General features: G+C 37.5%; 10 protein-coding genes. All 10 read right to left on the reverse strand.

The features are described from left to right. Window positions 1–14 precede the first annotated feature (14 nt). Entirely contained in the window at window positions 15–1010 is a 996-nt protein-coding gene (locus DDF69_RS20930; protein WP_114821245.1) for an IS110 family transposase, read from the reverse strand. A 554-nt stretch (window positions 1011–1564) separates the two neighbouring features. Next, the gene (locus tag DDF69_RS20935; RefSeq protein WP_114822494.1) at window positions 1565–3691 is read right to left on the reverse strand and encodes a type IA DNA topoisomerase; all 2127 of its coding nucleotides are present in this window, start codon (window positions 3689–3691) and stop codon (window positions 1565–1567) included. Window positions 3692–4096: 405 nt separating this feature from the next. Beyond that, window positions 4097–4825: a M17 family peptidase N-terminal domain-containing protein gene (locus DDF69_RS20940; protein ID WP_114822495.1), complete on the reverse strand. Its 729-nt coding sequence runs from the start codon at window positions 4823–4825 to the stop codon at window positions 4097–4099. A 272-nt stretch (window positions 4826–5097) separates the two neighbouring features. Next, window positions 5098–6465 (reverse strand): alginate export family protein, encoded by a 1368-nt coding sequence (locus DDF69_RS20945; RefSeq protein WP_114822496.1) that lies wholly within the window; start codon window positions 6463–6465, stop codon window positions 5098–5100. Beyond that, complete coding sequence (locus tag DDF69_RS20950) at window positions 6462–6893, reverse strand: DoxX family protein (RefSeq protein ID WP_114822497.1); 432 nt, start codon at window positions 6891–6893, stop codon at window positions 6462–6464. The genes DDF69_RS20945 and DDF69_RS20950 overlap by 4 nt, the downstream gene beginning before the upstream one ends. 235 nt (window positions 6894–7128) lie before the next feature. Beyond that, on the reverse strand, window positions 7129–8901 hold the full coding sequence (locus DDF69_RS20955) for an amidohydrolase (protein ID WP_114822520.1): 1773 nt from the start codon (window positions 8899–8901) through the stop codon (window positions 7129–7131). A gap of 59 nt (window positions 8902–8960) precedes the next feature. Then, the gene (locus DDF69_RS20960; RefSeq protein WP_110010611.1) at window positions 8961–9650 is read right to left on the reverse strand and encodes a hydrolase; all 690 of its coding nucleotides are present in this window, start codon (window positions 9648–9650) and stop codon (window positions 8961–8963) included. A gap of 45 nt (window positions 9651–9695) precedes the next feature. Further along, window positions 9696–10571 carry a pirin family protein gene (locus tag DDF69_RS20965; protein WP_114822498.1) on the reverse strand — a complete coding sequence of 292 codons (876 nt, stop codon included), beginning with the start codon at window positions 10569–10571 and terminating at the stop codon, window positions 9696–9698. Between the two features lie 480 nt (window positions 10572–11051). Then, window positions 11052–11636: a Crp/Fnr family transcriptional regulator gene (locus tag DDF69_RS20970; protein ID WP_114822499.1), complete on the reverse strand. Its 585-nt coding sequence runs from the start codon at window positions 11634–11636 to the stop codon at window positions 11052–11054. A 10-nt stretch (window positions 11637–11646) separates the two neighbouring features. Further along, window positions 11647–11958, reverse strand: a complete 312-nt coding sequence (locus DDF69_RS20975; RefSeq protein WP_114822500.1) for a hypothetical protein — start codon at window positions 11956–11958, stop codon at window positions 11647–11649. Between the last annotated feature and the right edge of the window lie 170 nt (window positions 11959–12128).

The raw sequence follows: 12128 nt of genomic DNA on the forward strand, positions 1-12128 counted from the left end.
TGTCATTCCGATTTCTATGACAAAAACAAAGAATTATTATAGTTTTTTTCATAAAGTTTCCCTGTTCTGATCATTGCAAAAATTCTATGAATAATTTTGTTTCTCACAGCGTTTAAAACTGCCATTTTGTTTTTACCATCACTTATTTTTCTGTGATAATATATTTTTAAATCATTTTCTAGTCTCACAGCTCTCATTGCAGCCATATGGAGTACTGTTTTCAATGATTTATCCGCATAATAAGAAAGTTTAGGTTTAAATTTTATTGATGTTCCGGATTGATAGCCAAAGGGGACCACACCTGCATAACAAGCTAATTTTCTGGGGCTATTAATCTTTGTAAACCCTTCTGTTTTGGCAATAATCATCCAGCTTAATACTTTTCCTACTCCTGGAATACTTTGTATACATCGCTTCTTGGAGTATAAATCTGAGTCATTATCAATGAGTTGTTCTATTTCATTTTCTAAAAAATCTATATGCTTTTCTAAAACTTCAATCTCCTTTTTATTCATTCTTAAAAATTTAGAATCATATCCTATACTTTCAAGTTGTGAATACAGATGTCTTTGTTTTAATAAAGAAGCTCTTAGCTTTATCTTAGAATTTCGCTCAGAAAACAGCACTTTAATTTTCTTTATGTTATCAGAGCATGGTTTCCATTCTATGAGCTCTTTTTCATGTTTCTCTGTGAACTCACAGATCCTTTTAGCATCAATTTTATCATTTTTACCCCTTATTAAGCCTATGCTTTTCTTTAAGTGTAAGGGGTTAAGTACAAAAACTTTAAAATTAAAATACTCCAGAACCTGATATAATTCCCAATTATATCTTCCTGTATTTTCCATGGAAACTATAGTCTCAGATTTTGGTTTTTGAAAAATTTTGAAGAATACTTTGATTGCCTTAGCTTCATTGGCAATAACATAAAAAGAATAAGAACCACACTTTTTAATACAGATATCCAGTGTCTTGGCACTAATATCAATACCTATTACAATTTTTTCCATACTTTTGGTTTAATTTATAAATGGAAGAGCAATTCATCTGATTCTTAACACCTTATAATGGGCTTTAAATCCCGAATTTCTATTTAAGTCTTTTGATGAAAAAGCATTTAGTTCTTTATCGGAATGTGAATCATATTCTAAGGAATCTATAGTGTAACTAAATGCTTTGCTCTTTTATAAATCTACTCATTTATTTCATAGACAAATCTAAAGGTAGGAATCTTTGCATAGATGGGTTGGAAAACGCAAAGGCGCAAGTTCTTTCCAAACTAAATGTTTTTAAGGCGCTAAGATTTTATCTCCGATAAAATGGATTATTGTTACATGATTGCTGGAAAAGTGCAAAGCTGGATTCTTTCAGAATGACAAATATAACACGTAGTTTATCCGTACACTTTGTCATTCCCAATAAAAGTAGCATATACAAAAAAATATCGCGTTTGACTGGCAGTCAAAAGGCTATGGGTTCGAATCCCGTATTCTCCACTTAATAATTCTAATTAACTTGTTTTTTTCGAATGGTAATTGACGATGTGGATTAAATATGCTATTGATTAGCTAAATTGTACCTGGAAATCATCACTTAAAGTCAAAATACCTTCTTTGATCGCTTCCGGGTGGGTGGAGAAGCCTTTTAATTTTGAAGTTTTTCCTTTTAATACCAAATCTAAAAGTTGTTTATCTGATAATTTTTTACCGAAAATTTCGAACGTAATTTTAAAGCCACAATTTTTGAAATCGGAGCAGCCTACAGCGGTTTTCCCTTTGATCAGATTGTGTTCTTTACATTTTGGGCATTTCGTTTCTTCCCAGGACTGCAATTCTTTTTTCTGTGCGGGTTCTCTTTTTTTCTTCTCCTTCACTTCTTCCTTTTCTTCTTCCTGGAGGGTAATTACTTTCCCTTTTCCGTACACCACTTTTTCAGTGAGTTCTGTCACCATCTGAATCAGTTCTTCTTTGAAAAGATTAGCTTCATACTCTCCTTTTTCAATTTTACGAAGTTTGGATTCCCATTCTCCGGTCAATTCCGGGCTTTTTAACAGCTCATCTTCGATGGTATCGATCAGCTGGATTCCGGTTTGCGTAGCGATCAGATTTTTTCTTTTCTTCTCGATGTATTTTCTTTTGAAAAGGGTTTCGATAATGTTGGCACGGGTGGATGGTCTTCCGATCCCGTTGTTCTTCAGCATTTCACGCAATTCTTCATCTTCTACCTGTTTTCCGGCAGTTTCCATCGCTCTCAGCAGTGTTGCTTCAGTGTAAGGTTTTGGAGGAGTCGTTTTTCCCTGGTGAATCATCGGATCGTGGGGTCCGGTTTCTCCTACAGTAAATTCAGGGATGGTTTGTTCTTCCTCTTTTTCTTTTTCCTTATCGGTGGTTTCCTCTTTCGGTTCTTTGGCGTAAACAGCTCTCCATCCTGCTTCAAGAACCTGTCTTCCGCTGGTTTTGAAAGGAATGGTTCCTACTTTACCTTCCACCAAAGTATTGGAAATTTTACATTCCGGATAGAATACCGCAATAAAACGCTTTGCAATCAGATCATAAATCAGTTTTTCTTCCCTGCTCAGATTCTGAGAAGGTGGAATTTCCGTAGGAATGATGGCATGGTGATCCGTTACTTTTGTATCATCGAAAACAGCCTTTGATTTTGGAATCGGAGCTTCGAGTAACGGAGCAATCAGATCCTGATACGGATACATTTTCTGAAGGATTCCTGCAATTTTCGGATATAAACTGTCTGATAAGTAGGTGGTATCAACACGCGGATAGGTTACGTGCTTCTTTTCATACAGACTTTGCACGTAATTCAACGTATTTTCCGCAGAATAACCGTATTTTTTATTGGCTTCTACCTGAAGTCCGGTCAAATCGAAAAGTCGTGGATTTTTTTCTTTTCCTTCTTTAATTTCGAAAGAAACGATCTCAAAAGGATTGACCTTAAGATATTCCAATCCTTTTTCTGCACGTTCCAACGTCTTTAAACGATCTATGGCTGCACTGAAAAGGACATCACGGTATTTGGTTTTCAGTTCCCAATATTCTTCCGTGGTAAAAGCATCGATTTCTTTCTGACGCTGCACCAGCATCGCCAATGTAGGAGTCTGCACTCTTCCAATGGAAAGAACCGCTTTATTTCCTCCAAATTTCTTGGTAAAAAGCCTCGTAGCATTGATTCCCAACAACCAATCTCCTATCGCTCTGGCATTTCCGGCCAGATAAAGGTTTTTGTAATCTTCTGCTGGCTTTAAGTTCGCAAATCCTTCTTTAATCGCATCTTCCGTTAGTGAAGAAATCCATAAACGCTGAATCGGTTTGTTGCACTTTGCTTTCTGCAATACCCAACGCTGAATGAGTTCTCCCTCCTGCCCGGCATCCCCACAGTTAATGACCTCATCACATTCTTCAACTAATTTTTCAATGACTTTAAACTGATTTTCCACGCCTTTATTAGGGATCAGCTTGATTCCAAAGCTGTTGGGAATAATCGGCAGTGAAAAGAGATTCCAGGATTTGAACTGTGGACCGTAGTCGTGCGGTTCTTTCAGGGTACAAAGGTGTCCGAACGTCCATGTTACGCAATAGCCGTTTCCTTCCATATAGCCTTGTTTAGGCGTGGTAGCGCCCAATACTTTGGCGATATCTCTGGCGACACTGGGTTTCTCGGCAATACATAATTTCATGAACTCGGGTTTATTGAAGGAGTGCAAAAATCGGGATTTTTTTTGACTTTTCAAATTTAGTTAAATGTTGAGGACTTAGCGTTGAGAAATAGTAAATTACGTTTTGTCCTATAAAAGGAGTAAAGTTTTACAATATATTTTCACCCAAAGGTTATTTGATTCTATTATTTATTTGAGGGAGCAAAGAAATGCGGCTAAAGTCGCTGATGAAGCAGAAGGATAATCCATAAGCTTGGAAGGAATCAATTTCATTGATTCTATCTTTGCTCTCTTAAAATTTAAGGGAATATATATTCAACTTTGCGTTTAACAAATTGCTTTTTAGATATATAATCGTAATCATTTTTATACAAAAAGCCCTCTAAAAAAAGAGGGCCGGATCAACAATGTAATGAAACTAGTTCATTATTTCTTTTTTACTTCTGAAATGGCATCGGAAATTCCTCCACCTGCGGTTTCAAAGAAGGCAGGACCAGCCAGAAGGTATACTTTTTCTATTTTTTTTGTGGTAGATAATTTGTGTTCTTTCAGGTAATTTTCAGAACGGTTGGCATGTATGATTCCTCTTACTACATTTCCCGCTACCAAAGCAGTTGGAGAATCTATTCCGGCATCTTTCAAATCGCTGGCGAATGCAAAATTGGTAACACCTAATCTCATGGCTTCACGGGCTGCTACTTCGCCTACGGAAGTCATTAAATCAGGGGTGAATTTATTACGGTCACCTAAACCGATCAATAATAATTTCTTGGCGGACATCGATCCTGCAGGCGGTGTAATTAAAATAGTTTCCAAGGAATGTCCCTGAAATTGTCCTGTTTTTCTAAGGTTGGTCAATTCTCCTTTTAAAGCCTCATCCAGGTGAACCAATCCGTTCAATTTAGCGGGTAATGCCTGAGGACTGAAAATATCACCTTCTGTATATTCGAAAACACAGGCTACCTGAAGCTGGGCGTCGGCAGACGATGGGCCCTGTACCAATCCTATCATGGAAATTCCGTCTACGGTTCCCCAGGTTTTGGAAGTTCCGATGGCTGTTGTTTTTGCAGGAGCAGTGGTTGTAGTTTGTGCAAAGTTTAAGGTAGATAATGCTAAAGCTGCAATTACCAGTGATTGTTTTAGTGTATTTTTCATGTGATTTATTTTTTGTTGTTTGTTGCGGGGTTCGGGATGCGAGTTGCGGGTTATTTTTGTTGCGGGTTTTAATTTTTGTTTGTTGGAATAACGCAAGGGCGCAAAGTTTTTTTAAGGTTTATGTTGTTAAGGCGCGAGTCGCTTCGCTCCGGCTATTTTTATTTGTTTTTCAAAGGTAGTTTCTGTAATGGAATGGTGCATTGATCTGGGGTAATTGTTCAATTTATTTTCAGATGATCTCATTTTCATATTTTCAAATTCCCTGTGTTTTTTTAAAATTTAAATACAATTCTGGAGTTGATGAAAAGTCCGTCTTTGTGGTTGTCGATTACATCGTTGATGAAGGCTCCGGTATTGAAATATTGTATTCCGGTGTTAAAGGTTAAAAATGGATTGATCTTATAATTGAAACTTCCTAAAAATGCGGTTCCGATGTATCTCTTTTTTGAGTTGGAAGACGCCAGGTTCAATGTTCCACTGGGTCTGTAAATTCCGTCCTGGATAGAATATCTCCAGTTGAAAACTACGTCTGCCTGTACGGTTATTTTTTTACCTAAATCAATGGTTGCATAGGGATGAATATCAATTAAATTAACCGGACCGATCTGAGGATTAAATCCAAAATACCCACCTTTCGGGTACAGCGGGTTGAATGTTCCCAATGTTCCGTCTCCTTTATTGCTGTCTCCTGAAATATAGTCGTTTCTAAGGTTGATGGTCGGTTTTCCTTTTACATTTTCAAACATATATCCGATATCTGCAGAAGCCGTCCACGCGCTGATATTTCCTTTATTAAAATTCCCGAACTGATAGGCGGCTTCAAAATTGTAAATAAAACCTCCTCCATATTTCCAGAATCTTCCCCCGAAAGTATGTCTGTTCTCATCGGAAAGTCCGTCTTCAAAGCGTACATCTTTTCTATGAATTCCCAGATAATAGAGCTCCAGATTTCCGCTTCTGGGAATAATCCATGTGTTGTAACTTCCCCAAAGGTTGATTGATTTTGAAGACTTGTTATCAAAAGCTCCCGGGTTGATTTCACTGGCAGCCATCATAAAGGCATCAGATCTGAAATTTCCTTTTTTGTACATGAATTTTAATCCATCAAAATAGAGTCTTAAATTCGGACCTTCTCTTACTGAGATCAGTCTTCCGCTTCCATAATCAAGTTCCTGTCTTCCGGCACGTACGGTCAACTTTTCTTTATCATTTTTCAGAATATCAACATCAATAAAGAGATTCTGGATATTCAAATGATCTTCATCAATAGGTCTCGGACCGTTCTTTCTTCCGTTTTCCCATGCACTTCTCACCTGCCCGAAAATTCTTACTCTTGAACCCAGATGCAGATCTGCATGTACACTGTATCTCTGAATCAGAAAAGGATTACTTCCAATGTCCATTCTTCCCCAATCTTCATTATTAAAGTCTACAAATTCCAGTCTTGCCTCTCCCCCCAATGAAAGATAATTGTTGCTTTTTTCTGCAAGCGGTATATATTTTATGGAGTTGTAAAAAGTTTTTGCAGAGTCTTTATAGGAAGCATAATCTTCATCAAACCTCATCAGCTTGAACTGAGCAGAAAGCTGAATGGGAATAAAAATCTGCAGCAACAGTACAATGGCAATCAGTTTTTTCATAATGATTTCTTTGTTAAATAATGATCCAGTGAATATCTTCCCGCTCCCATAAACAGTAAAAACAGATAACATAAACTGTACATAAAGGGAGTGTCTTTCACCAATAAAGCATCGTTCCAATGGAGAATAAAGTATCCTGTAAGCGTCACCGCTAAGATCGGCAACACAGCAATTCTTGTGAAAAAACCAAAGATTACAAATACCGGAAATACCAGATTGGCAGCATCAGCAAAAAGGCTGTTGAAAGCTTCAGGAAGATGCAATGGATTAGGTACCTGTTCTGCTTCTGAAACGCCTACTCCTATTTTTTTTAATCCGTGTGCTACGATTAATTCTACGGAAAGTAAGATTCTGAAAGCTAGAAGGGCAACATCTGTTAATTTTCTTCCCGGATTGGTATTGGTGATGATATGGATTAACTTTTTCATGATTGGAATGAATTTTTAAGGTGATTTTTGTTTTTTTAACCGCAGATTACACGGATTGACACGGATGATTGGGGGTATTTATAGTGGTAATTTCTTTGTGTATAGAACCACCCCGTCAAAAATTCTTTGAATTTTCGCCACCCCTCCAAGGGAGGGGAATTTTCACCCCTTCAGTTGGAATGTTGGTTGATACTTGAGTGATTAGAAGCTTTCGTGACTTTTGTGATTTAAAAAATTATTTTGTCTGATAGCCTCCGTAATATTTTACCGGTGACCAGTCTGGAATAACTGGAAGTGGTGCTGGAGCTGCTGTTTTGTAGGTTTCATCTCCGTACACTACTTTTCCGTCTACGATCGTCAGTTTTGAAGTGATATTTTTGATGTCTTCATCATTGACCATAAAATAATCTTTATCCAAAATGGTAAGATCTGCAAAGTATCCTTTCTGTATTTTTCCTTTCTGATAGTCTTTAATGAGTTCGTATCCTCCGTAAGTAGAAAGTGATAAAGCTGTTTTTCTGTCCAGCGTATTTTCTTTACCCATCACCTGAGTTCCTCCTATTGTTTTTCCTGTGGTGATCCAGTATAAAGCAACCCATGGGTTATAACTTGCCACTCTTGTTCCGTCTGTTCCCAATCCCACTGGAATTCCCATTTCGAGCATTTTTTTCACCGGAGGAGATGCCAAAGCCGGTTTTTTACCATATCTGTGGATGAAACTTTCTCCCTGATACGCCATTCTGTGCTGTACTGCAATTCCTCCGCCCAACGCTTTGATTCTTTTCATATTATCTTCGGTAACGGTTTCTGCGTGGTCGATAAACCATACTAATCCGTTCAAAGGAGTTTCTTTGTTGACTTCTTCAATGACATTTAAAAATCTGGTGATACTTTCATTATAGGTTGCATGAATTCTGAAAGGCCATTTATTTTTTACCAGAAGACTTACTACGTCTTTCATGTTTTTTTCCATCGTAGCCGGAAGTTCCGGTCTTGGGAAAAGAAAGTTTTCAAAATCGGCTCCGTCTGATACGAGGTTTTCTCCTCCTCCGTTGACATGATAATCGATTTCATTAAAATCATTGTGACCATGGTCATCAATTTCTACCATTCCAATCCATTTGGTATAATCGGCTAGTTCAGATCCTTTTTTCTGGGCAAATAAGTAGTAAGGAAGTCGAACGGTAATTTTCCCCTGTTTGTTCAGCTGATCTGTTGTTCCGTAGTCGTCCGGGAAATTCTGGAATCCTCCACCTGCATCCATTACGGCAGTCACTCCTAATCTGTTCAGTTCCGTCATGTATTGAAGGGTAGAATTTACTTTTTCTTCTTCTTTCAGCTCCGGCAGTTTCGCCAATGTTGAATAAAGAATAAATGCATTAGGCTCTGCCACCAGTAATCCTGTAGGATCTCCGTTATTGTCTTTTTCAATTAAGCCTTGTGCAGGATTGGGAGTATCTCCATTGATATTCAGTTCTTTTAATCCGGCTTTGTTCAGCCAGGCTTTTCCATAGAGATACATCACAAAAGTGGGCACATTTCCTGTAGCTTCATTAATTTCAGCCAGCGTGGGAAGTCTTTTTTCTTCAAACTGATATTCATTCCATCCTCCGATTACTCTTACCCATTGTCCTTTCGGTGTTCTCTGAGCTTGTTCTTTCAACATTTCCAAAGCTCTTTTTAAAGATTTCACGCCATCCCAACGAAGTTCAGTATTATAGAACCTTCCTCCGCGAATCACATGCAAATGGCTGTCAAACAATCCGGGAATCACCCTATTTCCTTTGGCATCAATGACTTTTGTATTACCATTTTTTAATTTTAAAATCTGAGCGTTGGTTCCCACCTGTAAGATTTTGTGGTCTTTGATGGCAACAGCCTGTGCTTCCGGATTTTTATCATCCATTGTGGTGATCTTTCCATTGGTGATGATCATGTCTGCTTTCTGAGCATTCAGAATTCCTGCTGCCAGAACTGTGGAAAGTGTAAGTATATTCAGTAGTTTCATTATTTCAATATTTAAGTTTGAAGGTTTCGGCAGGCTTTCAGCCTGCCGAAACAGCCCCATTAGTGTTTTAACATTTCCTGAGCATACTGAATTCCAATACCGTAAGCTCCACCATGTTTTTTCATCAGGTCATTAACCGGCTTGTATGTTTCTTTTCTTGCCCAATCTCTCTGCAATTCCAATACATACTGAACAGAAGTGATAGGATGTGCTCCTGCCTGAACCATACGGGTGATTGACTGATCGTGCGCTTCTTTAGAAATATCCCCTGAAGCATCGGTTACTACGTAAACATCATAACCTTCGTCAATCGCTGATAATACAGGGCCTACGATACATACGCTTGTCCATAATCCGGCAAAAACCAGTTTCTTTTTATTTTTTCCTGTAATGGCTTTGTGAGCATTAACATCTTCCCATGTATTCATAGTGGTTCTGTCTACATATCCACTGGTTGCTTGAGGATATACTTCTGAAATTTCCGGGAAAACAGGTCCGCTGAATGACTTTTCCGCCACCGTCGTTACCACTGTAGGCACATTAAATATTTTTGATCCACCCGCTACCAGTGCCACATTATTTCTTAATTCTTCCATACTGATGCTTTTGGTGGCGAAAGCCATTTGTCCTTCGTGGTCTATAAGCACTACGGCATGATTGGTAGGATTTAATAATGATTTTCCAGGGTTTTGAGCTGATGCTGTTAATGATAATAAACCAGCTGCAAATGATAGGATTAATTTTTTCATAATAATTTAAAATTTAAGAATTGTTCTTTTTGTTTAATTTTTTATTTATAGTGTCATCGGTACTTCCATCAAAAGGATTTTCGTACCTTCTTTAAGGGATTTGATCGTAATTTCCTGAATATCCCAGACTCCGAATCCATCACGTTCTTCTATGATCTCTCCACCTATTTCTGCGCTTCCTTTAAGGATGAAAGCATAGATTCCGTTTCCTTTTTTTCTGATTTGATAATGGGTTTCTTTATTCTGATCAAAAGTTCCCAGGTGAAACCATGCATCCTGATGAATCCATACACCTTCGTCATCTGCATTGGGAGAAAGAATCTGTTGAAATTGATTGTGACCTTTGGTTTTATCTAATGTAATCTGATCATATCTCGGCGTCACATTTCTTTTTTTCGGATAAATCCAGATTTGAAGGAATTTCACCAGTTGATCACTGTTTTTATTGAATTCGCTGTGCATAATTCCGGTTCCTGCACTCATGACCTGAATATCTCCGCTTCTGATCACGGCTGTATTTCCCATGCTGTCTTTGTGTTCAAGATCACCTTCCAAAGGAATACTGATGATTTCCATATTGTCGTGAGGGTGGGTTCCAAAACCTCTTCCTGCTTCCACTTTATCATCATTCAGGACTCTTAATACTCCGAAGTGCATTCTTTCAGGGTTGTAATAATTCGCAAAACTGAAAGTGTGCTGGCTCAACAGCCATCCGTGATCCGCTTTCCCTCTTGAGTCTGCTCTGTGGATCACTGAGTTTTCTTTTATTTTTGATTCTGTATTGGGAAGATGATTGTATCCGATCGGTTCTAATGGTTCGATCTCATCGATATCATTTTTCATAGCGCTGACCAAAGAAGCTGATGCTACAAACATTCCTGTTCCCAATAATCCTTTCTTTAAAAAATCTTTTCTGTCCATATCAGATTGTTATTTGTTCTTGTTTGATAGGACAAATTTAGAGAGACCGGAAACCCTGCACATTTAACTAGTTTAATAAATGACTTTGAAGCAAAAAAAAATGCCGGATACTTTTGTATCCGGCAGTATAACTATAATGGATTGTTATTTTTTGGAAAGTGTAAAAGTCTTTTTACTCTTAGGAACTATTTAATTTGATATAATATTTTAAAGAATAACTCTATTTAGATTTCTACGGAATAACAAACTGTGTGGGTAAGACCGTTATTTCAACTGTGTCATTACGTAGGAATCTCTATATGAATGATAAGCAAAAAAATAATTGGAAAACGCAAAGACGCAAGTTGTTTTTTAAGCTAAATATTTTTAAGGCGCAAGGATTTTATCTCCGATAAAATGGGTGACTATAATTTCACAGGAATATTCACACCTATAAATCCATGCGAATCTCTGCAATCTGCAAGTATAAAAAACTAAGATCTATTTCTCCTTTGAAGCAAGACGCTTTCTGATGGTACTTACAAATTCTTTTGAAACCCCAAGGTAAGAAGCAATATAGTATTGTGCGACTCTTTGTGGGATTGAAGGATATACTTTGATGAACTCAAGATACCTGTCTGATGCGGTTTTGGAAATCGTATTGACCAATCGGCTCTGCAGGGTTGCCAGGTTTCTCTGAACCAGCATTCTGAAAACTCTTTCAAATTTGGGAACTTCCTGCAGTAGTTTTTCTTTTGTTGTGGGATTCAGCATATAGATTTCCGAGTCTTCCAGTGTTTCAATAAAAACCTTAGAAGGCTTCTGTTCATGAAATGATGCAATATCACTGATCCACCAATCTTCAATGGCAAACAGTAATGTTACTTCAGAACCATTATCATCCAAACAATACATTCTCACACATCCTTTGTGAATATACCCTTCAAACTGGCAGATCTCTCCTTCTCTGAGCAAAACCGTTTTCTTTGGAAACGACTGGCAGACAAGCAGATCTGTAAAGGTTTTTTCTTCTTCCGGAGTGATTGAAATAAATCGCGTAATATTTTTGATGATATTTTCGAACATAATGTCAGGTTTATCCCTGCAAATTAGGAAAAAGACTGTAAACTTCATTCTTTAAAAGTCCACTTCCTCCTCCGTAATGATCGATTACTTTAACGTCCTTATCCAAACCGGCACAGAATATTTTTATATCTTTCTCAAAATCCTCCTCTAAGCCGGAACTTAAAAGAACAATATCTACCGTATTTTCTTTTACATATTCATAGCAGAAATTTTCATCACTTTGTATTTCTGCTGTCCAGCCTTCATTGTTTTCTATAATTCTTTTTAAAGTATCCAGAATTTCCTGATTCTTTCCTATGACTAAAAAATGTAATGTTTTCATGTTGTTCAGTGTTTAAAGTTTAAAATTCAAGGTTTAAGGTTTAGAGTTTAATGTTTATATTGTTTATGTAAAGGGTAAAATGACGATTTGGATTCCTGCGGAATGAGATAGTGTGTGGATAAATAAAGTGCTTAGTTTGTCCATTCCGTAGCAATTTACACTCTTACAAT

The organism is Chryseobacterium sp. KLBC 52 (assembly GCF_003347605.1).
GTDB lineage: Bacteria > Bacteroidota > Bacteroidia > Flavobacteriales > Weeksellaceae > Chryseobacterium.

Coding starts and splice junctions, on each gene's coding strand:
- DDF69_RS20960 (WP_110010611.1), bottom strand. CDS start 9,650: ATGAAAAAATTAATCCTATCATTTGCAGCTGGTTTATTATCATTAACA.
- DDF69_RS20975 (WP_114822500.1), bottom strand. CDS start 11,958: ATGAAAACATTACATTTTTTAGTCATAGGAAAGAATCAGGAAATTCTG.
- DDF69_RS20940 (WP_114822495.1), bottom strand. CDS start 4,825: ATGAAAAATACACTAAAACAATCACTGGTAATTGCAGCTTTAGCATTA.
- DDF69_RS20945 (WP_114822496.1), bottom strand. CDS start 6,465: ATGAAAAAACTGATTGCCATTGTACTGTTGCTGCAGATTTTTATTCCC.
- DDF69_RS20965 (WP_114822498.1), bottom strand. CDS start 10,571: ATGGACAGAAAAGATTTTTTAAAGAAAGGATTATTGGGAACAGGAATG.
- DDF69_RS20935 (WP_114822494.1), bottom strand. CDS start 3,691: ATGAAATTATGTATTGCCGAGAAACCCAGTGTCGCCAGAGATATCGCC.
- DDF69_RS20955 (WP_114822520.1), bottom strand. CDS start 8,901: ATGAAACTACTGAATATACTTACACTTTCCACAGTTCTGGCAGCAGGA.
- DDF69_RS20970 (WP_114822499.1), bottom strand. CDS start 11,636: ATGTTCGAAAATATCATCAAAAATATTACGCGATTTATTTCAATCACT.
- DDF69_RS20930 (WP_114821245.1), bottom strand. CDS start 1,010: ATGGAAAAAATTGTAATAGGTATTGATATTAGTGCCAAGACACTGGAT.
- DDF69_RS20950 (WP_114822497.1), bottom strand. CDS start 6,893: ATGAAAAAGTTAATCCATATCATCACCAATACCAATCCGGGAAGAAAA.